General features: G+C 69.5%; 20 protein-coding genes. 7 read left to right on the forward strand and 13 right to left on the reverse strand.

Annotated features, from left to right (window positions below; all coding sequences use genetic code 11):
- Window positions 1-90: 90 nt before the first annotated feature.
- The 6 genes from GGD89_RS06530 to GGD89_RS20015 form a co-directional block, all read right to left on the reverse strand.
- Window positions 91-2,430, reverse strand: a complete 2,340-nt coding sequence (locus GGD89_RS06530) for a methyl-accepting chemotaxis protein (RefSeq protein ID WP_184043337.1) — start codon at window positions 2,428-2,430, stop codon at window positions 91-93.
- Between the two features lie 285 nt (window positions 2,431-2,715).
- On the reverse strand, window positions 2,716-3,426 hold the full coding sequence (locus GGD89_RS06535) for an alpha/beta hydrolase (protein WP_184043339.1): 711 nt from the start codon (window positions 3,424-3,426) through the stop codon (window positions 2,716-2,718).
- Between the two features lie 8 nt (window positions 3,427-3,434).
- Window positions 3,435-4,490 carry a TIGR01620 family protein gene (locus GGD89_RS06540; RefSeq protein WP_184043341.1) on the reverse strand — a complete coding sequence of 352 codons (1,056 nt, stop codon included), beginning with the start codon at window positions 4,488-4,490 and terminating at the stop codon, window positions 3,435-3,437.
- The gene (locus GGD89_RS06545; protein ID WP_184043343.1) at window positions 4,487-5,869 is read right to left on the reverse strand and encodes a YcjX family GTP-binding protein; all 1,383 of its coding nucleotides are present in this window, start codon (window positions 5,867-5,869) and stop codon (window positions 4,487-4,489) included. The genes GGD89_RS06540 and GGD89_RS06545 overlap by 4 nt, the downstream gene beginning before the upstream one ends.
- Window positions 5,870-6,155: 286 nt before the next feature.
- Complete coding sequence (locus GGD89_RS06550) at window positions 6,156-6,782, reverse strand: SoxW family protein (protein ID WP_221238349.1); 627 nt, start codon at window positions 6,780-6,782, stop codon at window positions 6,156-6,158.
- A 59-nt stretch (window positions 6,783-6,841) separates the two neighbouring features.
- Entirely contained in the window at window positions 6,842-7,300 is a 459-nt protein-coding gene (locus GGD89_RS20015; protein WP_246422785.1) for a thioredoxin family protein, read from the reverse strand.
- A gap of 574 nt (window positions 7,301-7,874) precedes the next feature.
- On the opposite strand from GGD89_RS20015, the gene soxX reads away from it, so the two are divergent.
- The 7 genes from soxX (at window position 7,875) to GGD89_RS06590 (ending at window position 14,523) form a co-directional block, all read left to right on the forward strand.
- Entirely contained in the window at window positions 7,875-8,372 is a 498-nt protein-coding gene (gene soxX / locus GGD89_RS06560) for a sulfur oxidation c-type cytochrome SoxX (protein ID WP_246422791.1), read from the forward strand.
- A gap of 115 nt (window positions 8,373-8,487) precedes the next feature.
- The gene (gene soxY / locus GGD89_RS06565) at window positions 8,488-8,964 is read left to right on the forward strand and encodes a thiosulfate oxidation carrier protein SoxY (protein ID WP_246422796.1); all 477 of its coding nucleotides are present in this window, start codon (window positions 8,488-8,490) and stop codon (window positions 8,962-8,964) included.
- Window positions 8,965-9,025: 61 nt separating this feature from the next.
- Window positions 9,026-9,352, forward strand: coding sequence for a thiosulfate oxidation carrier complex protein SoxZ (gene soxZ / locus GGD89_RS06570; RefSeq protein WP_184043345.1), 327 nt, complete (start codon window positions 9,026-9,028; stop codon window positions 9,350-9,352).
- Window positions 9,353-9,578: 226 nt separating this feature from the next.
- The gene (soxA, locus tag GGD89_RS06575; RefSeq protein ID WP_184043347.1) at window positions 9,579-10,409 is read left to right on the forward strand and encodes a sulfur oxidation c-type cytochrome SoxA; all 831 of its coding nucleotides are present in this window, start codon (window positions 9,579-9,581) and stop codon (window positions 10,407-10,409) included.
- Window positions 10,410-10,534: 125 nt separating this feature from the next.
- On the forward strand, window positions 10,535-12,223 hold the full coding sequence (gene soxB / locus GGD89_RS06580; protein WP_184043349.1) for a thiosulfohydrolase SoxB: 1,689 nt from the start codon (window positions 10,535-10,537) through the stop codon (window positions 12,221-12,223).
- An 88-nt stretch (window positions 12,224-12,311) separates the two neighbouring features.
- Window positions 12,312-13,055, forward strand: a complete 744-nt coding sequence (locus GGD89_RS06585; protein WP_184043351.1) for a cytochrome c biogenesis CcdA family protein — start codon at window positions 12,312-12,314, stop codon at window positions 13,053-13,055.
- Between the two features lie 226 nt (window positions 13,056-13,281).
- A complete protein-coding gene (locus tag GGD89_RS06590; protein WP_184043353.1) occupies window positions 13,282-14,523 on the forward strand; it encodes a YeeE/YedE family protein in 1,242 nt (413 codons plus the stop codon).
- Here the strand turns inward: GGD89_RS06590 and GGD89_RS06595 are convergent.
- The 7 genes from GGD89_RS06595 to proV all read right to left on the reverse strand — a co-directional run bounded on the left by GGD89_RS06595 (window position 14,520) and on the right by proV (window position 24,576).
- On the reverse strand, window positions 14,520-16,259 hold the full coding sequence (locus tag GGD89_RS06595) for a L,D-transpeptidase family protein (protein WP_343058551.1): 1,740 nt from the start codon (window positions 16,257-16,259) through the stop codon (window positions 14,520-14,522). The genes GGD89_RS06590 and GGD89_RS06595 overlap by 4 nt on opposite strands.
- Before the next feature lie 364 nt (window positions 16,260-16,623).
- On the reverse strand, window positions 16,624-17,580 hold the full coding sequence (mepA, locus tag GGD89_RS06600; protein WP_184043357.1) for a penicillin-insensitive murein endopeptidase: 957 nt from the start codon (window positions 17,578-17,580) through the stop codon (window positions 16,624-16,626).
- 45 nt (window positions 17,581-17,625) lie between these two features.
- Window positions 17,626-19,758, reverse strand: a complete 2,133-nt coding sequence (gene pbpC / locus GGD89_RS06605) for a penicillin-binding protein 1C (protein ID WP_184043359.1) — start codon at window positions 19,756-19,758, stop codon at window positions 17,626-17,628.
- 124 nt (window positions 19,759-19,882) lie between these two features.
- The gene (gene proX / locus GGD89_RS06610; protein WP_184043361.1) at window positions 19,883-20,905 is read right to left on the reverse strand and encodes a glycine betaine/L-proline ABC transporter substrate-binding protein ProX; all 1,023 of its coding nucleotides are present in this window, start codon (window positions 20,903-20,905) and stop codon (window positions 19,883-19,885) included.
- Window positions 20,906-21,126: 221 nt separating this feature from the next.
- Window positions 21,127-22,149: a glycine betaine/L-proline ABC transporter substrate-binding protein ProX gene (gene proX / locus GGD89_RS06615; protein ID WP_184043364.1), complete on the reverse strand. Its 1,023-nt coding sequence runs from the start codon at window positions 22,147-22,149 to the stop codon at window positions 21,127-21,129.
- A gap of 89 nt (window positions 22,150-22,238) precedes the next feature.
- Complete coding sequence (proW, locus tag GGD89_RS06620; protein WP_184043366.1) at window positions 22,239-23,378, reverse strand: glycine betaine/L-proline ABC transporter permease ProW; 1,140 nt, start codon at window positions 23,376-23,378, stop codon at window positions 22,239-22,241.
- Window positions 23,371-24,576 (reverse strand): glycine betaine/L-proline ABC transporter ATP-binding protein ProV, encoded by a 1,206-nt coding sequence (gene proV / locus GGD89_RS06625; protein ID WP_246422799.1) that lies wholly within the window; start codon window positions 24,574-24,576, stop codon window positions 23,371-23,373. The genes proW and proV overlap by 8 nt, the downstream gene beginning before the upstream one ends.
- Window positions 24,577-24,611 lie beyond the last annotated feature (35 nt).

A 24,611-nucleotide genomic window follows, 5' to 3' on the forward strand; every position in this document is an offset into this window, starting at 1 on the left:
ATGCGGACCGACCTCCTAACGGTCAGTCCGTTGAATCATAAAATCGATCCCATGGGAATCCCTGGCGACTCAACCCGACCCCAGAGCACTCTAGCCGGTAACCTCCAGGCCCTCCACCTTTTCGACCGCGATGGACAGCTCCGACAGCAGCTTGACCACCTCGGCGCTGGCGCGATGCAGGCCGTCCACCGCTTCCATCGCGCTGTCCAGATCATCCATGGCGGCGGCGCGCACCGCTTGCACGCCCAGGCGATGCACGTCCGCGTGCGGCTTGTCCAGCGCCTTGAAGGCCGCGTGGTTGCGGATGGTGGGGTCGGTCACCCCCTTGACCCATTTGCCGAGGCGGCAGCTGTGGTGGTCGGGAATATCGTGCTCGCGCCAGGTGTCGCGGCCGATCACGGCGTCCACGATGCGCTTCTTGAAGACCACGTGATCGTTCTTGGCGACCTCCACCAGCACCATGGAGCCGCCGGTCTTGGAGATCCGCGCCACCTGCTCGTTCAGGGTGCCGGTGGCGTTGTCCATGGACTGCAGGGACTGCTGAAGCTCGTCGTTGTTGCGGCGGGCCAGATCGGCGATGGCGCTGGTGCCCTGGGCGATCTCGTTGGCCGCCTGGGTCTGCTGGGTGAGGATGGAGGCGATGTCGCGCATGCGGTCGGTGACCGAGCCGATGCCGTCCGCGATCGAGCCCAGATGGCCGCCCAGGTTGGTGACCACGCCACGGCCTTCCTCCACGGCCTTGGCGCCCTTTTCCATGGCCGAGACGATGCTGTCCATCTCGCCGCGCAGGGTGTCGATGCGGTTGCGGATGTCCTCGGTGGCGCGGGCGGTCTGGCTGGCGAGCGACTTGACCTCGTTGGCCACCACGGCGAAGCCCTTGCCGGCGTCGCCGGCGCGCGCCGCCTCGATGGTGGCGTTCAGCGCCAGCAGGTTGGTCTGGTCGGCGATGTCCTCGATCTGCTGCACGATCTCGCCGATCTGGGCCGACGCCTGGGCCAGGGTATCGACGCGGTCGGCGGCGTCGCGCACCGCGTTGTGAATCCCCTCCATGGTGTTGACCGCCGCGCCGGCCCCGCTGACGCCCTGGTCGGCGGTGCCGCGCGTGTCCTCGGCCTCGTGGGCGGCATGGTCGGAGGACGCCGAGATTTCCTGCGTCGAGGCGACCATCTCCTCGACGGCCGAGGCCATGGCCTGCGACTGGACGTTGGCGGCGTTCACGTTGCGGGTGACATGGGCCATGATGACGATGGCCTCGTTGGCCTGAACGGCGGCGGCGACCACACCGCGCAGGTTGGCGCGGGCGGCGGTGGCCAGCGTTTTCTGACGGACCTGGACCTCGGCCAGTTCGGTCTTCAAGGTCTGCTCGGTCTCGTGCAACCCCGCGGCGACATCGCTGAACTCGCGCATCGACCGCAGCATGCGCGGGATCTCCCACTTTCCCTTGGCCTCCGGTATGGAGGTGGAGAAGTCCCGCGCCGCCAGACGCCGCAGGGTCTCCGTCACCTGGCGTACGGGACTGGAGATGCTGATGGCGATCCAACTGCCGATGACCAGCGCCAGGATCAGGGTGCCGGCGGTGGCGCCCACGGCCAGCCAGCGGGCCGTGTCCATGCGCGCCAGATAGGGGGCGATGTCCAGGGCGATGGTGGCCACGCCGATGGTGCGGCCGGAGAAGTCCACCACCGGCTCGGCCATCACCGCCATCGCCAGGTCGTCCAGGCGCACGGTCTCGATCACCGTGTCGCCCTGCATGACGGACTCCATGGCGTCCGTGCCGATCAGGACCGTGTCCCCGGTGTTGGCGAAGGCCTCGAACGTGCCGTTCGCCGCCGGCAGGTAGAGGGCCACCCGGACATCGTTGTCGTCGTCGAACGCCTGGAAGAAGGACTGGTCGAAGGACAGGCCGAACTCCACGGTGCCCACATGGATGCCCTCGTGGCTGACCGGCATCACCCCGCGCATGCCCAGGCCGGCCACGCCGTGCTCCAGCCCCCGGATGGAGGCGCGGCGGGTGTTGGCCTCGACCACCGTGGCGCGGAAGGCCGACAGGTCGTCCCCGAACGTCTCGGGCTTGTGGACCCGCAGGAACGAGGTGGCGGGCGGCAGATGGAACTGGAACTGGCGGACGCCATGCTCGTCGTGCAGGGACTGGAAGGCCGGTCCGTAGTGGTCAAGCAGGGCCTCGCGGTCCTGTTCGGCCATGGCGCGTCCGGTCAGCGGTGCCTTGGCCACCAGATTCGCCAGCGCGAGCGAGCTGTCGCCCTCTTGCTCCAGTCGGTATTCAAGCACGTCGAACAGATTCGCCAACTGGCGGACCTGGGACTCGGACGTGATTCGGTTCATGAACGACGTGAACACCAGGGAGATCACCAAGGCTGTGATCAAGGCGACACCGCCAAGAGCCACGATCAAGCGAAGAAAAATGTTCATGTGGCTTACCCGCGCTCATTCTTCTGGTGAAAAAGAATACCGTTTCATTACACCCGCAGTTTCATGACGCCGGCCTCGCCGACTGAAGCCGGCGTCAGTATAGGCCGTGCCACACATCCATGAAAGGTGAACAATCAACCAAATAACGGCTCTCGTGACCTGGGACGGACCAGACTGTCGTCTCGGGTCACGAGCGGAGCGCCCGGTTTCGACCTCAAGGGTGTGCCCAGGCGGCCCGGGCCAGGGGGTGTTGCCGATCGCCCCCCGGCTTACCGGTCGGCGAGATCAGGGGGCCAGGGCCCGGGTCAGGGCGTCCCGGGCCACGGCCAGACCCTGGGGATCGATACCATGTTCGAGGCCGGGGCAGCCATGGGTTGTCACCGCCAAACCGGCCGCGCGCAACCCGGCCTCGGCCAGGGCCATCGCCGGGAACGGGACCACGGGGTCGTCCTCGCCATGGATCAGCGTGATCGGTGGCCGCGCGGTGACGGCATCGGCCAGGGTGGCGGCGCCGGTCAGCGCGCCGGAAAAACCCACCACGGTCGCCACCGCGCGCGGGCGCCGCAGGGCGCAGCGCAGCGCCATCATCGTGCCCTGGGAAAACCCCACCAGGGCCAGCCGGTCGGCGGTCAGCGCCTGGGCCTCCAGCAGCGCATCCAGAAACGCGTCCAGCCGCGGTTGCGCGGCGGCGGCGCCGGCATCCAGGGCGTCGAGGGCCGTCGCCAGGGTGGCCGGGTCGCGCCGGGCCATCTCCGGATCATAGCGGGCGAGACTGAACCACTGCCGGCCGAAGGGCGCCATCTCGCAGGGCTCCGGCGCGTTCGGAGCCACGAACAGGGCGTGGGGCAGGGCCGGCGCCAGGTGCGGCGCCAGACCGATCAGGTCATGGCCGTCGGCGCCATAGCCATGCAGCAGAACCACCAGATGGCGCGGCGGGCCGCCGCTGGCCGGGGGCAGGGCGGGACCGTCGAGGGGCAGCGTATCGAAGGCGGGCATCGGCTCTCCTATCCCTGCATGAGGGTGTGGAGCATGCCGTTGCGCTCCGCGGGCTCGAAGGGCAGGGGCCGGCAGATCTCGATGGACCGCACCCCCAGGCGCAAGGCCCGCAGGCCGGAGATGGAGCCTTCCGCGAAGCGGGCGGAGACCTTCTCGGCCAGGCTGCCGCCCAACGCGTTGGCCACGGCCTCGCCGGCCGGATCGGCCGCCATCGCCAGGGCGGCGCTGACGACCACCGAGCGGGTCAGGTACAGGGTCGCCAGACCGCCGGGGCGCAGGCCGTAGATCTCGGCCACCTTGCGCACCATGACGACACCCCTCCAGACGACGATGGCCATGTCCAGGGCGGGATGCGGACTGATGGCCGTGGCCCCGAGCACGGTCATGGCGTTGCCGCGCACGGCGCGGCGCGCCTCCTGGTCCAGCGGCACCAGCACGGCGCCCCGGAACTGCTTGAGGATGGCCGCGCATTCGGTCTGCCCCTGGACCCGGTGGCGGAAGTCGCGCACCAGATCGGGGCGGCGCTCGTGCACCATGGACAGCAGGGGCGCCAGCGCCTTGGACAGCCGCCGGGCCGAGTCCTGCTCCAGCGCCGTCTCCATCTCCTTGCGGAAGCGGGCGACGTCGCGCAGGCGTCGCACGGTGCGCAGTTCCGCTTCCACGGATACGCCGAGCGCCCCGAGGAAGGCCAGCGCAAGGGCCGTCAGCAGGCCGCCGCCGATGGGGTCGCGGGACCATACGTCGATCAGCGAGATGACGGTGTCGTAGACCAGCAGGGCGCCCATCAGCGCCACCAGCAGCCAGATCGCCCGTCCCCATCGGGAGGAGCCGGCGACCTTGGTCGCGCGGGCGGCCTTGGCCTCGTCCCCGGCGGAGGTGTCGGCCGGCGGGGGAGTGCGGGCGGTGTGCGGAACCGGACCGAGACTGGCCGGCATCGGCGTGGTTACCGCGCCGGGCATTGCCCCGAGGGGCGCGCGCTGGGGCTTGGCGGTCGACATGACCAGGGCGGGGTCGACCACGCCGGGCTGGCGCGGTACCGGCCGTAGGGGATCATGGGCATTCATCGCATGTCCTCGCCGATCAAGTAGTTAAGCACCTCCGGCATGCGGATGTTGGGAAAGCCGCCATGCCGCCAGGAGGGATCGGGGCGCGGCTGGAAGTCCCAGTACCGATAGCGGAACGCCTCCCAGTCCGGCGGGAAGTCAAGCGGGATGGCGCCGGGTTCCAGGGGCGTATCGGTGTCATCGCCGGGCCGGCGGCCGAGCAGGATCTCGCGCCCGTTGTCGGCGCGCCGGGTGTCCTCGGTGCAGCGGATGGCGGCGACGGCCGCCACGTCGATCCCGGCCGCGACCTTGATGGCGTTGTCTTCATCCAGCACATGGAGCATCCGCCGGGTCAGGTTCTCCAGGTGCAGGCGGTCGCCGCGGATCACGTGGTCGGCCTTGGTGGCGGCGAACAGTACCTTGGAGATGCGCCGTCCGGTGAGCCACGACAAGGGCGTATTGTGGCCGTGCCGGAAGCTGTGCAGCGCCGAGGACAGCGCCGCGCTCATGTCGGCGAAGACTTCCCGTCCCTCGTTAAGCGCGGTCAGCGTGTCCACCAGCACGATCTGGCGGTCCAGTCCGGCGAAGTGGCGGCGGAAGAACGTCCGCACCACCTTGTCCTGATAGTCGCGGAACTTGGCGCGGAACGCCTCGTGCAGGGAGCCGGCGGCCGGTGTCGCGCCGCCGAGCCCCGGCATGGGGCAAAAGCGCAGCACCGCCGCGCCGCGCAGGTCGGCCGGGTTCAGGAACCGGCCGGGTTGCAGGTAGCGCAAGCCCGTGTCGGCGCAGGCGCGGAGGTAGTCGGTGTACAGGCTGGCCGCCTGCTCGGCCCAGTCCTCGTCGTGCGGATCGCCGGGGGCGCGGGCGTCCATGAAGGTCAGCCAGTCGCCCGACAGCGCGGCCCGCGACCCCGCGCGGGCCTGCGTGAGCATGGCGTCCGACCAGCTCTCGAACGTCTGTGAGAGCATGGGCAGGTCCACCAGCCACTCCCCGGGGTAGTCCACGATCTCCAACTGGAGCACGCCCTCGGTCAGGCCCAGGCGGGTGGCGGCGGCGCTGCGCAGGCCGTCGCCGGTGCGGCGGTAGCGGATGTCCACGCGGATGCGCGAGATGCCCCGGGTCGGCTCGGGCCAGTGGGGCTGTTCGCCGGTCAGGGCCTTGACCGCCTGGGCATAGGGGAACTCGGGAATGGTGGCGTTGGCGTCATGGCGCAGCACGGCGCCGATCAGGCGGCCGTCGTCGAAGGGATCGAAGTTGCGCAAGGGGCTGATGGTGGCGGCGGTATCGGCCCGCAACAGGGTGTGGATCAGCGAGGTGATGAACACCGTCTTGCCCGAGCGGGACAAGCCCGTTACCCCCAAGTAAAGCCGGCGTGCCAGCAGGTCGTCCAGGATCGTCATCAGTAGACCCGTCTTGTGTGAACCTCAGCCCCGAGGGCCGATCGCGCCCATCGAGGGTCAGGACCATGCTAAGTCCTGACAGCGTTTGGGGCCACCGTGAACGCGACCGGCTCGGCGGGCCAACAGGATGCGGGCCCGGCGTCACCGTCACGGCGCCGGATTTATATTCAGGCCCGGGCGCCCGCGAGGCGCCCAGGGTCAACAAGCCCGGGCGCCCGCAGGGCGCCCGGGGAGGGGGACCGTGCCGGTCACCGACTGCAACGGTCATTCTCAGTGACCGTTGGCATCACTGGGCGGCGGCCTCGCGAGCGGCCAGGGTCTCGGCCACGTAGCTCTGGAAGTGGGCGTCGCCCTCGTAGCCCTTCTGCTTCACCCACTCGAAGGCGGCGGTGAAGGTATGCTTGCCGAAGGCGCCCTGCATGGTGAACACGGCGGCGTCCTTGCCGGTCAGGCCCGCGGCGTCGGCCGGGTCCTCGGGCATGAACACGAAGGTGGGCGTGAACAGGATGCCCCAGCGGCGCGCCAGGGCCTTTTCCGTCATCACCTCGCCGTCCAGGTCGGTGACCGAGCGGTCGCCGAACAGGTTGAGCTGCACGACATTGTAGTTCTCCTTCACGTAGGCATGGATGGCCGGATCGCCCAGCAGTTCCGTATTGACCTGCTTGCAGTAGATGCAGCCGCGCTGCTCGAACACCACCACCAGGCGTTTACCGTCGGCGTGGCTGTCGGCCAGATCCTCCGGTAGGTCCAGGAACGACTGCAGGAAGAAGTCGTGGTGATAGAGGCCGTCCTCGCCCAGGGTGGGGGCGATCATCTCGCCCTCGGCGGCGCGGCCGGGGGCGGCGGCCAGGGTGGCGGCTCCAAGGGTCAGCACGGCCAGGGCACGCCATAAGCGCCACGAAAACATGGTCATGGGTGAGATCCTCCCTGTGGATTGTGTTCTTTGAATGACGGGGGCAGGGGCGGGGGCGCCTACGATCCGCTTTCGCGAAGGATCTTCGGCAGTTTCTCCAAAAGCGAGCCGAGCTGGAACCAGAAGAACTCATCGCCGGCGTAGCCGGTGATGCGTCCTACCTCCGCACCGTCGTGCACCAGCACGAAGGTCGGCGTGAACGAAACGCCGCGCACGGCCTTCAGGTCGGTGGGCCAGGGGTCATGAAGGTTCACCCGGCGCAACGGGGCCATCCGCGATTCCGCCGTCTTGGGATAAATGGATCCCAGGTCCGCGTGCCACTGCTTGCACCAGGAACACCCGGCCGATTCGAACATCACCAGTTCGGCCGCGCGGGCCGCGCCGGTCGCGCCCGCCCAGGCCAGCACGAGGACCCCGATCCAGACCCCGGCGATCACCCGGGTGGTCGCCGGGGGGATCCGCCGGATCCCGGCCGGCGGGCACGCCGCCGCACCAGCACGGGGTATCACGTGTGTCATGTCGTCCTCCCAGGATGGACCCGCTTGACGTCACCGGCGGGTCGCCGTCGCGCCCCACGGGCGCCTGTTGGACGGACGGTACGCCGCAGGGCCGATCCTCGGCACACTAAAAACTGAGCCTTGCCATGGGAGAAACGATCCGTCATGCTTCCATTATAGAAATCTAATGAGCCAGGCGCCAGCCATCTCTGGGGGCGAAAACCGGGCTCGCCGAAGGGAGGAGTTTTTGTGCGGTGCATCGACCAGCGGCCACGGGCGGCGTGGATCATGGTCGTGTCCGCTCAACACCGCGATCCAGGGGATCGTCGGGCATAAACCATACAGTTCCGTCGGGGTTGTTTCTCGGCCGGTGTCCCACCGCCGGAGGGCGCGGATCCGCGCGGTTCGGACCGGATCGGCCAGGGAGGGGCGGCGACGACATCGTCGACGCGCGGGTGAGTCACCCGTGGATCCCGGCCGTGCCCGATGATCGTCCGGACGGCCGTTGGCGCCGCTGGCCTGATGTCGAGATCCAAGACCGTCATGTCACCGGCACCAAGACCGGGACGCCATGAACAGGGAGGAAACCGGGACCATGATGTCGATCGGACGGACAACGCCGAGGATCATCTCCGCCGGTCTGGCCCTCGGGCTGGGCCTGCTGAGCGGGACGCCGGGTGCCCTTGCCGGTGATCCCGTCACCCCCTTTACCATCGTGGACGGCTACACCGTGCCGGACTCGCTGACCGAGACCCCGGGCGATCCGGAGCGCGGCCGCAAGTGGGTCATCAATCGCAAGCTGGGCAACTGTCTGAGTTGCCACGAGATGCCCATCCCCGAGGAACAGTTCCATGGCCAGACCGGTCCGGCGCTGTACGGGGTGGCCGATGTCTATGACGAGGGCGAGTTGCGGCTCCGCCTCGTCGATCCCAAGGCGCTGAACCCCTATTCGATGATGCCGTCCTTCCACAAGGTCGACGGCCTCCATCGGGTGCTGAGCGGGTTCGAGGGCAAGCCCATCCTCTCGGCCCAGCAGGTCGAGGATGTGATCGCCTACCTGATGACCCTGCGCGACACCAGCAAGCGCCGGTAAGGCGCGCGACGCGCGGGGGGCAGGCGGGCCCCTCGGGGAGGACGCCGGCGGCCATGGCCCCGCCTCCGCCCCGAGTCCCATCATGACGACAGGAAATCCAAGGAGAGACAGGACGATGAAGGACGAGCTTGAAACTGGAGGCGTCAGCCGACGGACGCTGATGGTCAGCCTGGGCGGCGGTGCCGCCGTGACCACCGCGATGACGCTGGTGCCGGGCCTGTCCCTGGCCGGTGAGGCCGAGGTGCAGGCGATCATCGACCAGATGGCCGAGGGCACGCCCGTCGACGGCGGCGTGGAACTGGACTTGCCGGAGATCGCCGAGAACGGCAACACGGTGCCGGTGACCGTTACCGTGGACGCGCCGATGACCGCCGACTCCTACGTGAAGACGGTCATGGTGATGGCCGACGGCAATCCCCAGGCGGAGGTGGCCCGCTTCAACTTCACGCCCGCCTGCGGCACCGCATCCGCCTCGACCCGCATGCGCCTGGCCGGCACCCAGACCATCATCGCCGCCGCGCAGATGAACGACGGCAGCACCATGGTCGGCCGCAAGCTGGTCAAGGTAACCATCGGCGGGTGCGGCGGCTGACGCCGGCACCCCCCCTGACGCACCCAGTCACGACGACGCAAGACCTTAGGAGAGACCGGCGATGGCGAAGATTCGGCCGCGCGTGAAGGCCCCCAAGAAGGCGGCCATGGGCGAGATCATCGAGATCAAGACCCTCATCAACCATGCCATGGAATCGGGGCAGCGCAAGGACAGCGGCGGCAACACGATTCCCCGGCAGATCATCAACCGCTTCGTGGTGACCCTGAACGGTCGCGAGGTGTTCTCCACCGACCTGTTCCCCTCGGTTTCGGCCAATCCCTACGTGGCCTTCTTCCTCAAGGCCGAGGAAAGCGGTGACCTGACGTTCACCTGGCACGATGACGACGGGTCCGTTTACGAGGACACCAAGTCGATTGAGGTGGCCTGATCCGGACCCGGCCCGGGACACGCGGCGGCGCTCGACGGCGAAGACCCGCCGCCGTCGTGTGCCCCGGGACCGTTCGGCGCGGACCCGCCGATCGTCATGTCACGATACCCAGGGCGATGAGACCGCCCGCTGGCAAGGAAAAGACAAGCAAGTGGATCAATAACGTAAGGAAAATACATAAAAACCGGGGCAGATCCAAAACATGCTCGGGAACCAGGGAGGAACCATGACCATGACAACCAAGGCGCTGGCAAGAGGCGCACTGGGGCTGCTTGCCGCTGGCGCGGTGCTGACGGCGGGCGCGGCCATCGGCTCCGACGATGGCACCCGCATCCACTGGGGCCCGTACAAGGTCGGCGACAAACGCTCTGGCTATACGTACGCGGGGGCCCAGACCCGCGCCATGCAGGACGACGACTTCCAGAATCCCGCCTTCCTGTGGCTGGAGCGCGGGGCCGACATCTGGGAAACCGCCGCCGGAGAGGCCGGCAAGGCGTGCGCCGACTGTCATGGCGAGGCCGAGGAAGCCCTGGCCGGCGTCGCCACCCGCTACCCGATCCATGACGAGGCGCGGGGCAAGCTGATGAACATCGAACAGCGCATCAACTGGTGCCGCGAGGAGCAGATGGGCGCCGCGCCCTTCAAGTGGGAGTCCGAGGATCTGCTGGGCATCACCGCCTTCGTCAAGAATCAGTCGAAGGGCATGCCGGTCGCCGTGTCCATCGACGGTCCGGCCCGACCCTTCTGGGAGCAGGGCAAGGCGTTCTATGAACAGCGCCGGGGCCAACTGGACATGGCCTGCACCCACTGTCACGTGGACCACGCCGGCACCATGATCCGCGCCGAGACCCTGAGCCAGGGCCAGGTGAACGGCTTTCCCACCTATCGCCTGAAGTGGCAGACGCTCGGCTCCCTGCATCGTCGCTTCCGGGGCTGCAACAAGAACATCCGCGCCGAACCCTACGCGTACGGCTCCGACGAGTACGTCAATCTGGAGCTGTACACCACCTGGCGCAGCAATGGCCTGCCCATCGAAACGCCGTCCGTGCGCAAGTAGGCGGGATCGTCGCGCGGGCCGGTGACCGGCCGCCGGAGTGACGGCCTGTGCCCCTCCCGGCGGCGCCGCGTGCGCGCAGACCCTCCGCCCCCTGGCGTGTGACCAAACCAAAAAAGAGAGACATCATGTTCACCAGGCGTGACTTCCTGCGCACGGCGGCGGCGACCGCCATCCTGATGGGGGGACCGGCCGGCCTGTGCCGCGCGGCCGCCGCCCAGACCCTGACCCAGGACGACCTGCTGCGCTTCGATCCCTTGGGGCAGGTGACGCTGTTGCATGTCACCGACGTGCACGCCCAATTGAAGCCCATCTACTTCCGGGAACCGTCCATCAATCTGGGCGTGGGCGCCGTCGAGGGGCTGCCGCCGCATGTGACCGGCACCGACTTCCTGTCGATGTTCGACATCCCCCGCGACTCGCCCGAGTGCTACGCCCTGACCAACGTGGACTTCGCCAACCTGGCGGCCACCTATGGGCGGGTCGGCGGGCTCGACCGGCTGGCGACGCTGATCAAGGCGATCCGCGCCGAGCGCCCGGACAACACCCTGTTCCTGGACGGGGGCGACACCTGGCAGGGATCCTATACCTCGCTGATGACCCGGGGCGAGGACATGGTGCGGGCCTTCAACGCCCTCAAGACCGACGCCATGACCGCCCACTGGGAGTTCACCTATGGCCAGGACCGGGTGCAAGAGCTGGTCGAGGGCATGCTGGCGTTTCCCTTCCTGTGCGGGAACGTGCTGGACACCTCCTGGGACGAGCCGGTGTTCGAAGCCACCCAGATGTTCGAGCGTGGCGGCGTCCGGGTGGCGGTGATCGGCCAGGCCTTCCCCTACACCCCCATCGCCAACCCGCGCCACCTGATCCCCGACTGGTCCTTCGGCATCCGCCCGGAGATGGTCCAGGCGCACGTGGATGACGCTCGCGCCGCCGGGGCCGGGCTGGTGGTCCTGCTGTCCCACAACGGCTTCGATGTGGACCGCAAGTTGGCCGCGCGGGTCTCCGGCCTGGACGTCATCCTGACCGGCCACACCCATGACGCCCTGCCGCGCGTGGTCACCGAGAGCGGAACGCTGCTGGTGGCCTCCGGCTCCCACGGGAAGTTCCTGTCGCGGCTGGATCTGGACGTCCAGGGGGGCAAGGTGGCCGACTTCCGCTATCGCCTGATCCCGGTGTTCTCCGACGTCATCACGCCCGACCCGGAGATGGCCCAGCTGATCACCGATGTCCGCGCTCCGTACGAAGCGGAGTGCACCCGGGTGCTGGGCAAGACCGACGACCTGCTGTACCGGCGCGGCAACTTCAACGGCAGCTTCGACGACCTGATCTGCCAGGCGCTGCTGGCGGAGCGGGACGCGCAAATCGCCCTGTCGCCCGGCTTCCGCTGGGGGGCGACCCTGCTGCCGGGGCAGGACATCACCGTGGACGACGTCCATTCCATGACCTCGATCACCTACCCGGCCGCCTACCGGACCGAGATGGACGGCGCCATGATCAAGACGGTGCTGGAGGACGTGGCCGACAACATCTTCAACCCCGATCCCTTCTACCAGCAGGGCGGCGACATGGTCCGGGTGGGCGGCATGGCCTACGCCATCGACATCGCCAAGCCCATGGGCGAGCGCATCTCCGGCCTGACGCTGCTGGAGACCGGCGAACCCATCGACCCCGCCAAGAGCTACGTGGTCTCCGGTTGGGCGTCGGTGAACGAGGGCACCGAGGGGCCGCCGGTCTACGATCTGGTGGCGGACTACATCACGCGGGAAAAGGTGGTCACGGTTCCCGAGAACACGTCCATCACCATTCGGGGGTGAGCGGTCGTCGTGATGTCATGGATGCCGGGAGGAGGGTGATGCCCGCCACGGCGACCAAACACCATTTGATACGGGAGCGTGACCGACCATGGATGGGCTTGACGTGACCTACCTGGGGGCGCTGACCGCCGGCGTTCTCAGCTTTTTATCGCCGTGCATCCTGCCCATCGTGCCGCCCTATCTGTGCTTCATCGGCGGTGTCAGCCTGGACCAGCTGGAAGGCCAGGACGCCGAGGTGCGCACCGCCCGGATGCGCGTGTTCTGGGCGGCCCTGGCCTTCGTGCTGGGCTTCGGCACCGTGTTCGTGGCCCTGGGGGCGGGCGCCGCGATGGCCGGCAATGTGGTCTCCGAGAACATGCACATCCTGGCGCCCATCGCCGGGGGCATCATCATCCTGCTGGGCCTGCACTTCCTGGGCCTGTTTCGGATTTCCATGCTCTACCGGGAAGCCCGCTTCCATGTGGAGTCCAAGCCGGTCGGCCTGATCGGCGCCTATCTGGTGGGCCTGGCCTTCGCCTTCGGCTGGACGCCCTGTGTCGGCCCGGTGCTGGCGGCGATCTTGATGGTGGCCGGCTCCAGCCCCAGTCCCTGGACCGGCGCGTCATTGCTGGGGGCCTACGCGGTGGGCATCGGCGTGCCGTTCCTGCTCGCCGCCCTGGCGATCGGGCCGTTCCTGCGCTTCATGGCGCGGTTCCGTCGTTACATGGGGGTGGTGGAGAAGGGCATCGGGGGGCTGTTGGTGCTCACGGGTATTCTCATCATGACGGGTGGCATGGCCGATGTCGCCCAATGGATGATCGACGCGTTCCCAAGCCTCGGTCAGGTTGGCTAAATCGTGCTAAGGCTATAGAATCGGTATTGCACTCCTTTTGAGTGTTTAAAATGTGCCCCCTCCGGCGTCGGAGGGGGCTTTCCCTTGCAGGGGCGAAACGGGTACGGTCGCGACCGTCGTCGGCGGCTCTTGTTGGTACGCCGGGAATTCGTACCTATCTGGTCTGATATGCTCGACTGAGAGGCTTCGGCACAGACCCTGCCGCCCGCAAGGAAACGTCACGCTCATGGATTTGACCGGTGTTCTGGACGCCCTCGGGGCGCCCGCCACCACGGCGCTGGCCGGCCTGATGGTGGGCTTGCTGTTCGGTGTGTTCGCCCAGCGCAGCCGCTTCTGCCTGCGCGCCGCCGTCGTGGAGTTCGCGCGCGGCTCCCTTGGCTCCAAGGTCGCCCTGTGGCTGATCGCCTTCGCGGCGGCCGTGCTCTTCACACAGGGGCTGATGGCTCTCGGGCGCCTGGATGTCTCCGAGGCACGGCAACTCGCCGGCACCGGCAGCCTGTCCGGTGCCATCGTCGGCGGCCTGATCTTCGGTGTCGGCATGGTCCTCACGCGCGGTTGCCCCAGCCGGCTCCTGGTGCTGGCGGCCGGCGGCAATCTGCGGGCGCTGGTGTCCGGCCTACTGTTCGCGGTCACCGCCCAGGCGACGCTGAACGGCGCCCTGGCGCCCGCGCGGGACGCGGTGGCCGGCTGGTGGGTGGTCCGGGATGCCTCGGTGCGGGACGGGCTCACCCTGCTGGGCCTGGATGCCGGCGCGGGCGTGGTGCTGGGCGGCGTGTTCATGGCCGGGGCGATCCTGGTGGCGCTGCGCAACCGCCTGTCGGCCTGGGTCTGGGTCGGTGGCCTCGGGGTGGGGGCGACGGTCGCCGCCGCCTGGTGGGTGACCTATACCCTGTCGTGGCAGGCGTTCGATCCGGTGCAGGTGGAGGGCATCAGCTTCACCGGTCCCTCCGCCGAGACCCTCATGCTGCTGCTGGCGCCGCCCGGCGCGCCGCTGGACTTCGACATCGGCCTGATCCCGGGCGTGTTCCTGGGGTCGTTCCTGGCCGCTTGGCTGGCCCGCGACCTGAAGCTGGAAGGCTTCGCCGGCGGCTTCGCGATGCGCCGCTACATCGCCGGCGCGGTGCTCATGGGCGCGGGCGGCATGCTGGCCGGCGGCTGCGCCGTGGGGGCCGGTGTCACCGGGGGCGCGGTGTTCGCGCTGACCGCCTGGGTGGCGCTGTTCTGTATGTGGGTGGGCGCCACCCTGGCTGACCTGGTGGTGGACCGCCGGGGCCTGATCCTGCGTGATCCGGATGTGGGGGAGGCGACTGCCGTGCCTCGATCCGCGCCGCCGTCCCCCTCCACGTCATCAGCCGGCGCGCGGCCCGGTTGGGTGGCGCTGCCGCCGTCCGCGACGCGGGACACGCCGCCGGTCGATCCCGCGCCTCCATCGCCGGACGCGGGATCCCGGCGAGGGCACGCCGCCTAAATCGATCCCTCGGCGGTTTCCGTGACCAAGGCTGGGCCGGGCGCCGAAACCGGCACCGGCGTCTCCGACGCGGTCAGCGTCGGGATCACGCGCGGCGGGGCCGCCACCGGCGTCGGCGGCCGCTGGGCGATGCGGGGCATCTGCCGGGCATCGTGGCCATAAATGTCACGGCGGAAGTGCACGGTGTTGGTGGTATCCACCCAGGCGGTCACATAGACGATCGACAGCGGCACCGCGCTTGGCGGACGCACCGTCTGGGTCCCGCCCTTGCGGATGCGGGCCGCCACGCTTTCTGCCGTGTGTCCCGTGGTGTTCATCAGGAAGGCGGCGAAATCCATGGGATCGCGCACCCGCACGCAACCCGAGCTGAACGTCCGCTGCGAGCGGGCGAACAGGCCCCGGCTGGGGGTGCTGTGCAGGTAGACATCATGGCGGTTGGGGAACATGAACTTGATATTGCCCAGCGCGTTGCCGCCGCCCGGCGCCTGCCGCAGGCGCAACGCGCGGATGTCCACGTCCTCGGCGCTCCAGTCGATGGTGGTCGGGTCCAGCACCTCGGACTCGCCGTCCCAGCCGCTGTAGACGGTGAAGCCGGCCCGCGTCAGGTAGCTCGGGTCCCGGCGCACCTTGGGCAGGATGTCCTTCTCGGCGATGGTGGTCGGCACCGTCCACGTGGGGTTCAGGACCATTCTGTTGATGGCGCTGCTCAGTTCCGGCGTCGGGCGGTCGCGGCGACCGACGATGACGTCGGTCTGGAAGGTGGTGATGCCGTTGTCTCGGCCTTCCAGGTGGGACCCGGCGATGTTGACCTCCACCGAGCGGCCGACCGGGGCCGCCGGTATGTCGCGAAGCCGCTTCAGGTTCAGCGCCATCTGCTGGAGCCGGTGCTCGACCGGCCTGGACAGCGCCTCACGGGTGCGCTTGCCGATCTTGGCGTCCTCGCTCAGGCCGTGGCGCGCCTGGAAGCGCCGCACCGAGGCCGCCAGGGCGGCATCGTACAGCGCCGGGTTGGGGGGCGTGGCTCCGGCGTGGTCGCCGGTGACGATGAGTTGCGCGCGCACCAGGGCGATGTCGGGATGGACCGCGCCCGGCTCCAGCTTGACACCGGTGGCCGGCGGGGTTGGCCATCCACCGGCGCGCGCCAGCGCCTCGTAGTCCAGCACCGCGCGGCGCAGCCGGGCCTGGCGGTCCTCGGCGCTGACCACGCGGAACAGGGTCCCGGGCCGTTCGGCGTCGGCATCGTCACGAGCGATCTGGGCCAGCGTGGCCGCCACGCCACCGGCGGCGGCGGTGCGGCGGGCGGTCGTCGCCCGCTGGACATAGTCGGTCAGCGCGGTGGTCAGGGCCACGTCCAGGCGGGCCAGCGTGCCCGCGTCGCGCGTGCGGGCCTCGGCCGGGGTCTCCCGCGCCACGGGGGGCAGGGGCGCCGCCCCGGTCACGCCGTCCACCCAGGCGGTGTCGAGCACGGCGCGCACCTGCCGGCCGAGGGCGGTGAGCCCCCGGGCGTCGGTCCAGGCGGGGGTGTTCTGGCGCTGCTGGTAGAACGCGCGCACGGCGGTCGCCGTCCGTGCGCCGAGCGTGGCCGGATCCTGGCGCAACACCTCTTCCACGGACGACCGCGCCGCGCCATCGGCCATGGCGTGCGACGCCGAGCCGCCGAGCGCCGCGCCCATCGACGCGCCGCCCCCCCCTCCGGCGGTCACGCATCCGGCCAGCAGCGCGCCGGCCACCACCACGGCCAAGCCCGTCCCCGCCGATCGCCACGCCGCCGTCCGTCCAGTCCGGTCCTTGCGTCGCCGGGACGGCGCCGTCCGACCCGCTGTCGTCCCACCCCTTGTCATGGTCATTCTGCCCTTGCCCGCGCGGGGGCCGCGACTCGTGCGGTTCACCGACGCCCCGACACCTGTTTCGACCCCTCTTCGGGTCGCCCCGTCCGATGCCACCGGGCGTCCGGGAACGGGTCATCCGGCGCGGCGACTCGTTTCCGCCGCGTTCGCGATCCGCCTCAAGGCCCAGGCACCACATGTCGCCACCCGGAGCACACGACAGGCGGCTCCGAGACTCGAACTGATGTTGGAATGGTACCGAGTCGACCCTGATTTATCGAGCGATCAGAATCGCTTGGCAGGCGTCGGGCAGGGGTTGGGGTGTTCGCGCAACACTTGGCGATGCGGAATTGCCACCAATGGCCGCGCGTCGCGCCTTTTCCGCGAGCCAACGGGCGGTCTCTTCGCTCCACCAGACAAACGTCTCGGTGTCGCAGCCGGCGCCTGGCGGCGTCGGTTTCTGGGGTCTGCACGCCGGACTGTCCAGGGGACAGTGCAGACGGATGTGCATGTGCGAGTCGTGCCCGTACCACGGGCGCACCTTGCGCAACCAGGCGGCGTTGCCGTCCTGGTCGGGCGGGAAGGCGGCACACAGGCTGGCCTTGATGGCCGGATTGACGAACAGGCGCGACACCCGGGGGTCCAGGGCGGCGGCGCGCACCAGGGCGTCGTGGGCCGGTCGCCACAGGGCCGGGTCGGCGGTGCCGGCCCCGGCGCGCACATAGGACACGGCGGTGGGCGCGCGGCGCTCGGCCTCCGTCAGGCGCTGGCCCGGCGGCAGCAGGCGCAACCAGATGTCGGCGTCCAGGCCGGCCTCGTGGCTGGCATGGCCGTAGCTCATGGGACCGCCGCGCGGCTGGGACAGGTCCCCCACCAACAGCGTGCCCCAGCCATGGGCATCGGTCCAGGCGCCCAGATCCTGGACCACCTGGATCAGCAGGGGGTGGCCGAAGGTGCGCAGACGTTGGGGCCGCAGCACGGTGTACCCCGGGCCGTCCAGGGGCAGGCTCACGGCGCCCGCGATGCAGCCACGGGTATAGCCGCCGATCACCCTGGCCTGGCCGGGGGCCGGCGTCGTGACCCGGGCCCAGGCCGCGTCCGGCGCGGCCTTGACCGGTGTCTCGGGCTTGTGCTCCGGCATCGGCGCCGCCGCGCCCAGCAGGGTCACGGCCAGGGTCACGGCCAGGGTCAGGGCCAGCAGACCTCGTGTTCCGATCGGGACGCCGCGCATGCCACCGTCCTCCATCCGCGAGACGCCGGAGAGTGCCGGGTCCGCCTACTTAAGCCAGATGTCCACCGTTTCGGCGCGCCCCTCGGCGTCGATCACCGTGACCCGGGCCGCGCCGCGCCCATCGGGCGTCCACTGCGCGCCCCGATGCCAGGGCAGGCTCGGCAGCGGCCGGCCGTTCACCAGCCAGGCATAGGGCCGGCGCCCGCCGCTGGCCTCCAGGGTCAGTCCCTGGCCCGCCTGAGCCCAATCCATGGTGGCCCTGTCGGGTGGAAAACGCAAGATCAAGGGTGGCAGGCCGTCCCGGCCCGATGCGGCCGCAGGGCCGGCGCCGACCGGCCGCAGCCGGCGCAGGGGCGGCGGCAGGTTGGCCGTGCGCGGCGCCTGAAGGATCCCCGGAGGGGGGGGGCCGGGGACAGGCCGGGCGGGCGGCGGCAGCAGGTCGAACAGCCGGCGCATCAGCGGCGCGGCGGTGTCGCGGCCGATGCGGCCGGGCACGGGGGTCCCGTCGGCGCGCCCCACCCACACGCCCACCACGTGGTCACCGTCCATTCCCAGTGCCCAGGCGTCGCGGAAGCCATAGGAGGTCCCAGTCTTGAAGGCCACGGCGCGGCCGTCGCGGGTGGCGCTGTCGGGGGCGAATCCGGTCGCCGGGGGGGCCTGGGCGAGGATCTCCACGACCTGCCAGGCGGCGGTCGCCGACAGGATGCGGACCGGCGCCGGCGTCGGGGACGGCGGTTCCACCGCCCGCACCGCGCGCCGTTGACCGCCGCTGGCCAGGGTTGCGTACAGCCCCACCATCTCCTCCAGGGTCACCCCCAGCCCACCCAGGGCCAGGGGCAGGCCCGGCCGCCCCAGCCCGCCGCGACGGCGCGGCTCGACGCCGGCGGCTCGCAGGCGGGCGGCGAAGCGCATCGGCCCGACGCGATCCAGCACCGCCACCGCCGGCACGTTGAGCGACCGGCGCAGGGCCTCGGCGGCGGTCACCTCGCCGTGATGGGCGAAGCCGAAGTTGCCGGGGGTGTAGCCACCGCCGAACCGGGTGGGCCGATCGTCGATCTCCGTGCGCGGGTGGAGCACGCCGTCCTCGAAGGCCATGCCGTAGATCAGGGGCTTCAGGGCCGAGCCCGGCGAGCGCGGCGCCCGCGTCATGTCCACCGCCCCCTGGCGGGCGGTCTCCAGCAGGCCCGGGGATCCCACCCAGGCCCGCGCGGCGCCGGTCTCGGACTCCACCACCAGTGCCGCCACCGACAGGCGGGCGTCGTCAAGCCGCGCCGCATGGACTCTGACCAGGGCCTCGACCCGGGCTTGCAGGGTGGCGTCGAGGGTGGTCGCCAGGACCGGTCCGGCGTCGGGGGCCGCGGCACGGACCAGCCGTCCGGTCAGGTGCGGCGCCAGGACGGGCAGGGGGCGCCGCGTGGCCGGCAGGGGTTCGGCCGCCGCCTCGCGGGCCTGATCGGCGGTCAGCACGCCGGCGTCCACCATGCGCGCCAGCACCTTGGCGCGGGCGGCGCGGGCGGCCTCGGGATGGCGGTCCGGACGCAGCCTGTTGGGGGTCTGGGGCAGCGCCACCAGCAAGGCCGCCTGGCCGGGGGTCAGCCGGCGCGGTTCCTTGCCCCACCAGGCCCAGGTGGCGGCGCGCACGCCCTCCAGGTTGCCACCGAACGGGGCCAGTGTCAGATAGGCGTCGAGCACCCCGTCCCGGCCGAGGTGGGCGGTCAGTTGCAGGGCGCGCGCCATCTCGATCAGCTTCGAGGGCAGGGTGCGCGGGCGCGGCTCCAGAAGGCGGGCCGCCTGCATGGTCAGCGTGGACGCTCCCGAGACCACGCGGCCGTGCGCCATCGCCTGCCCGGTGGCGCGCAGCACCGCCAACGGGTCCACGCCCGGGTGCCAGCCGAAGCGCCGGTCCTCGAAGGCCAGCAGCATGCGCAGATAGAGGGGGTCCACCTCGGCGGCCGTCGTCGGCAGGCGCCAGGTTTCGTCCGGGCTCAGGAAGGCGCGCAGCACCCGGCCGTGGCGGTCGGTGACCGTCCAGGTGGGCGCCAGTCGCGACAGGTCGGGCGGACACAGGGCATCCAGGACCACCGCTGCCGCCGCGCCACCGGCGGCCAGCGCCACGATGCCGGCCAGCAGCAGACGGCGCGCGCGCGACAGGAACGGGCGAGACCGTGTCTGGGTCATGGGTGCACGGTATCCCTGGAAAAGGCGGCTCGGTCGAGCCTGCCTCGTCCAGGGGGGCGGTTTCAAGGCGATCCGATCACTCGCGACCGCGACGCGAGCCGGCCGGTCGGATGGCGGCGGGTCGCTACGGCCTGGCCGCCGCGCGGGCCTCCTCCAACCAGGCGGTCCAGGTGTCCTGGTGGGTGGCGATCCAGGCCTCGGCGTGCCGCTTGATGTCCGCCTCGCTGTCCTCGCCGTCCCGCATCAGCAGGTTCTGGGCGCTGATATCGTTGCTGGAGATCTGCATGATGGCGAACAGACGGGCCGCCGCCGGGTTGTTCTCCGCCCAGGCCCGGTTGGCCACGATGCGCTGATTGTTGACCTCGAACCCGTAGTTGGAGCCGTCCGGCTGGCTGGTATCCGCGTTCGGGTCGTCTGGCAAGGCCGAGAAGGGGACGTTCAGCCACACCACGTCCTCGCCCGGGACCAGCACGCCCGAGATCCAGTAGGGCGTCCAGCCGTAGTACAGAACCGGCTCACCCTGTTTGAAGCGGGTGATGGTGTCGGCGATGATGGCGGAGTAGGACCCGCTGTTCTGCGCCACCGTGTCGCGCAGTCCGAAGACCTCGATCTGGTGCTCGATCACCTGTTCGCAGGCCCAGCCGGGGTTGCAACCGGTCAGGTCGGCCTTGCCGTCGCCGGTGTGGTCGAACAGGGCGGCGATCTCCGGATCCTTGAACTGGCCCAGGTTGGTGATGCCGTGTTCGTCGGCGGTCTTCTTGTCGATCAGGTAGCCCTGCAGGCCGTTGGGGGCATACACTCCCTCACGATAGAGGGTGTCGCGGCCGCCGGCATTTTCGAAGAAGCCGGCCTGCTGCGGGTCCCAGTTGTCCGCCATGACCGTGGCGTCGCCGTTGGCGATGGCGATGAAGGCGGCCGCATACTCCACCTCCCGGATGGGCTCCACCGTGTACCCCAGGTCTTCCAGCGCCTTCATGACCAGGATGGTCTGGAAGGTTTCCTCGGCGATGGAGGACTTCAGCGGAATGACGGTCACGCCCGCGCCGGGCCGGTCGGACGCCAGCGCCGGTGTCGCGGTGATGATCGCGATCAGGCCGGCGGCCAGGATATCGCGCAGCGGGCGACGGTGGGCGGTATTGCGTCTCATGCCAGGGCCTCTTTCTCTGTTCATCCTGAAGCGTGTGGGGGTGCCGGGCGGGACCCGGCGGTGTGTCCGGCGCCGTCCTGGTCTGGAGGGTTGGATCTGGACACCCCCAAAAAACCGCTGGCGCCCCGGGGAGCGGTCATGGAACCCATGGCCGTCGCCGATGGCGCCAGGCGGGAAGGGAGGGGCCGCCGCCCGGTGGGGCGACGGCGTCGTCACGGATGTTACTCGGCGGCGGCGCGGGCCTCGTCGAGCCACGCGTTCCAGGTATCCTGGTGGGCGGCGATCCAGGCATCGGCATGCCGCGCGATGTCCGCCTCGCTGTCCTCGCCCTCGCGCATCTTCAGGTTCTGCGCGCTGATGTCGTTGCTGGAGATCTGCATGACGGCGAACAGCTTGGCGGCGGCCGGGTTGGCCTCGGCGAACGCGCGATTGGCGACGATGCGCTGGTCGTTCGCCTGGAAGCCGTAGTTGGAGCCATCCGGCAGGCTGGTGTCGACGTCCTCGCGGGCACCCGGCAGGGAGGAGAACGGCACGTTCAGCCACACCACATCCTCGCCCGGCACCAGGACGCCGGAGATCCAGTACGGGGTCCAGGTGTAGTACAGGATGGACTCGCCCTGCTCGTATCGGGTGATGGTGTCGGCGATGATGGCCGAATAGGATCCCTGATTGTGGGTCACGGTATCCCGCAGCTCATAGGCATCCAGATGATGCTCGATCACCTTCTCGCAGCCCCAGCCGGGCGTGCAGCCGGACAGGTCGGCCTTGCCATCGCCGTTGTTATCGAACAGGGCGGCGATCTCCGGGTCCTTGAGTTGGCCCAGGTTGGTGATGCCGTGTTCGTCGGCGGTCTTCTTGTCGATCAGGTAGCCCTGCAGACCCTGGGGGGCGTAGACACCTTCGCGATAGATCTTGTCCTCACCGCCGGCCTGATTGAAGAAGTCGATGTGCAGCGGGTCCCAGTGGTCGGCCAGGAAGGTCCCGTCGCCATTGGCGATGGCGACATGCGCGGCCGCGTACTCCAGTTCCTTGATGGGCTCGACGGTGTAGCCCAGCTCTTCCAGGGCCTTCATCACCAGCACGGTCTGGAAGGTCTCCTCGGCGATGGAGCTCTTCAACGGCACGACGGTGACGCCCTCGCCGGGCATGTCGGCGGCCAGCGCCGGGGCGGAGGCCAGGGCAAGGGCCAGGCCGGCGGTCGTCGCCAGACCGCGCAGGGTCTTCAAATCGGTCACGTGGGTCATGGTGTGGTCTCCCTTCACTGTGTTTGTGGGGCCGGGATGGGGCCGCGCCCGCCGGGACGGGGCGGCCAACCCTGGTCCTTCGGCCGGTCTCATGCACGGCCGTTCGTGTTGGCCTGGGGTCCGGCCAGACCCATCAGGCGCCGGCGGACCAGACCCGTCGGTCCGGTGTCGTACCAGGGTACGTTGCCCCGGTCACGGCGCGAGACTCCCAGGGCCTGGGTCATGCGGTCGATGATGATGGCCAGAAGGACGATCCCGACACCGCCCACGGTCGCCAGGCCCATGTCGAGACGGCCGATGCCCCGCAGCACCATCTGCCCCAGCCCGCCGACGGCGATCATGGAGGCGATCACCACCATGGACAGGGCCAGCATGAGGGTCTGGTTGACGCCGGCCATGATGGTGGGCATGGCCAGTGGCAACTGAACCTTGAACAGCAACTGGCGGTCGGAGGCGCCGAAACTGCGCGCCGCCTCGATCAGGTCGCCGGGGACCTGACGGATGCCCAGGTTGGTGAGGCGGATCAAGGGTGGCAGCGCGAAGATGATGGTCACCACCACGCCGGGCACGTTGCCGATGCCGAACAGCATGACGATGGGCACCAGGTAGACGAAGGCCGGCGTGGTCTGCATGGCATCCAGGATCGGCCGCACGATCTGCCCCGCCCGGTCGCTGCGCGCCAGCCAGATTCCGCTGGGCAACCCCAGGAGGACACAGAAGAACACCGAGGTGAACACCAGGGCCAGGGTGACCATGGCCTGGTCCCAGGCACCGATCAGGCCGACGAAGGTCAGCGACAACAGGGCGCCGAGACCCAGGCGCCACCCGGACGCCTGCCAGGCCAGCAAGCCGATCAGCACCAGCATGACGATCGCCGGCACGCCCAGAAGCGTGCCCTCGATGGTCGTCAGCACGCCGTCGACGGGCCAGCGGATGGCCTGGAACACCGGGCGGAAGTTGGCCACGACCCAGTTGAGGAGTTGCTCCACCCAGCTATCGAGCGGAATGACCGTCGTCTCGAAGGGGTGCAGCAGGTCGAAGGTCTGGTCCGGGGCTGGCGCGGCCTGGCTGAGCCAGTCGCCGCCGCCGGACTGCGGCGCCTCGCTTCCGGCCGATCCCCCCCAGGGATTGGCGGCCGACGCGGACGAGGGCTCGGCGGGGGCCTCGGGTGCGGCGCCGGAGCCGGTGGCCCAGGGATTGGTCGCGGTGGTGGCGGTGTCGTCAGGCATCGTCGGCGCCCTCCCTGTTCAAGGCTTCCAGCAGCATGGCGCGCGAGACCACGCCCACGTAACGGCCCGTGTCGTCCACCACGGGCAGACCGCAGGGGGCCTGGGCGACGGGGCCGATGATCTCGCCAATGCTGGTATCGGCCGTGACCGGTGTGATGTCCGCCAGGAAGGCGTTGTGCAGTTGCGGTTTGGCGGTCTTGGCTTCGGCCTCCAGGGAGGCCACCGAGACGACGCCATGGTAATGCTGGCGCTTGCAGACCACGTAGGCGAAGTCCCGGTCGTGCTTGGCGATGCGTTGCAGGGCGGCGCGCACCGTGCCCTCGCGGTCCATCATGGTGACCTGCTGCTTCACGGCGATGTCGCCGGCGGTCAGCACGTTTGACACATTCACGCCCCGGAAGAACGACTTCACGTAGTCGTCGGCCGGGTTGTTCAGAATCTCGTCTGGCGTACCCACCTGCACCACGCGGCCGCCTTCCATGATGGCGATGCGGTCGCCGATGCGCATGGCCTCGTCCAGATCGTGGGAGATGAAGACGATGGTGCGCTTCTGCTCCTCCTGGAGGGCCACCAGTTCGTCCTGCATCTCGCAGCGGATCAGCGGGTCGAGGGCGCTGAACGCCTCGTCCATCAGCATGATCGACGGATCGTTGGCCAGCGCCCGGGCCAAGCCGACGCGCTGCTGCATGCCCCCCGACAACTCGTTGGGATAGCTGTTGGCCCAGGCCGCCAGGCCCACCTGTTCCAGGGCGGTCATGGCGCGCGCTTCGCGGTCCGCCTTGCTCACGGCCGACAGTTCCAGCCCGAAGGCGGTGTTGGCGAGCACGGTCAGATGCGGCATCAGGGCGAACGACTGGAACACCATGCTGATGTGCTGGCGCCGGAAGTCGATCAGTTGGTTTGCCGACATCTGGGCAATGTCGGAGCCGTCGACGATGATCTCTCCGGCGGACGGATCGATCAGCCGATTGAGCATCCGCACCAGGGTGGACTTGCCCGATCCGGACAACCCCATGACGACAAAAATCTCGCCCTCGCGCACAGAGAACGAGGCGTCGCATACACCGATGGTCATGCCGGTCTTCTCGAAGACCTCGTCCTTGGTCATCCCCTGACGCTGTAGGGCGATGGCCTCCGCAGGGTCGTCGCCGAACACCTTGTACAGGTTTCGGACGACGAGCTTTTCGCTGCCGCTCAAGTTCATGTATCCTTGTCGGTAATAAATCGTATGGC

The sequence above is a fragment of the Roseospira visakhapatnamensis genome (genome assembly GCF_014197915.1).
Taxonomy (GTDB): domain Bacteria; phylum Pseudomonadota; class Alphaproteobacteria; order Rhodospirillales; family Rhodospirillaceae; genus Rhodospira; species Rhodospira visakhapatnamensis.

What these genes read in the sequence shown, in the direction of transcription:
- GGD89_RS06530 (WP_184043337.1), bottom strand. Translation starts at nt 2,430, where the DNA reads ATGAACATTTTTCTTCGCTTGATCGTGGCTCTTGGCGGTGTCGCCTTG.
- GGD89_RS06535 (WP_184043339.1), bottom strand. Translation starts at nt 3,426, where the DNA reads ATGCCCGCCTTCGATACGCTGCCCCTCGACGGTCCCGCCCTGCCCCCG.
- GGD89_RS06540 (WP_184043341.1), bottom strand. Translation starts at nt 4,490, where the DNA reads ATGAATGCCCATGATCCCCTACGGCCGGTACCGCGCCAGCCCGGCGTG.
- GGD89_RS06545 (WP_184043343.1), bottom strand. Translation starts at nt 5,869, where the DNA reads ATGACGATCCTGGACGACCTGCTGGCACGCCGGCTTTACTTGGGGGTA.
- GGD89_RS06550 (WP_221238349.1), bottom strand. Translation starts at nt 6,782, where the DNA reads ATGACCATGTTTTCGTGGCGCTTATGGCGTGCCCTGGCCGTGCTGACC.
- GGD89_RS20015 (WP_246422785.1), bottom strand. Translation starts at nt 7,300, where the DNA reads ATGACACACGTGATACCCCGTGCTGGTGCGGCGGCGTGCCCGCCGGCC.
- soxX (WP_246422791.1), top strand. Translation starts at nt 7,875, where the DNA reads ATGATGTCGATCGGACGGACAACGCCGAGGATCATCTCCGCCGGTCTG.
- soxY (WP_246422796.1), top strand. Translation starts at nt 8,488, where the DNA reads ATGAAGGACGAGCTTGAAACTGGAGGCGTCAGCCGACGGACGCTGATG.
- soxZ (WP_184043345.1), top strand. Translation starts at nt 9,026, where the DNA reads ATGGCGAAGATTCGGCCGCGCGTGAAGGCCCCCAAGAAGGCGGCCATG.
- soxA (WP_184043347.1), top strand. Translation starts at nt 9,579, where the DNA reads ATGACCATGACAACCAAGGCGCTGGCAAGAGGCGCACTGGGGCTGCTT.
- soxB (WP_184043349.1), top strand. Translation starts at nt 10,535, where the DNA reads ATGTTCACCAGGCGTGACTTCCTGCGCACGGCGGCGGCGACCGCCATC.
- GGD89_RS06585 (WP_184043351.1), top strand. Translation starts at nt 12,312, where the DNA reads ATGGATGGGCTTGACGTGACCTACCTGGGGGCGCTGACCGCCGGCGTT.
- GGD89_RS06590 (WP_184043353.1), top strand. Translation starts at nt 13,282, where the DNA reads ATGGATTTGACCGGTGTTCTGGACGCCCTCGGGGCGCCCGCCACCACG.
- mepA (WP_184043357.1), bottom strand. Translation starts at nt 17,580, where the DNA reads ATGCGCGGCGTCCCGATCGGAACACGAGGTCTGCTGGCCCTGACCCTG.
- pbpC (WP_184043359.1), bottom strand. Translation starts at nt 19,758, where the DNA reads ATGACCCAGACACGGTCTCGCCCGTTCCTGTCGCGCGCGCGCCGTCTG.
- proX (WP_184043361.1), bottom strand. Translation starts at nt 20,905, where the DNA reads ATGAGACGCAATACCGCCCACCGTCGCCCGCTGCGCGATATCCTGGCC.
- proX (WP_184043364.1), bottom strand. Translation starts at nt 22,149, where the DNA reads ATGACCCACGTGACCGATTTGAAGACCCTGCGCGGTCTGGCGACGACC.
- proW (WP_184043366.1), bottom strand. Translation starts at nt 23,378, where the DNA reads ATGCCTGACGACACCGCCACCACCGCGACCAATCCCTGGGCCACCGGC.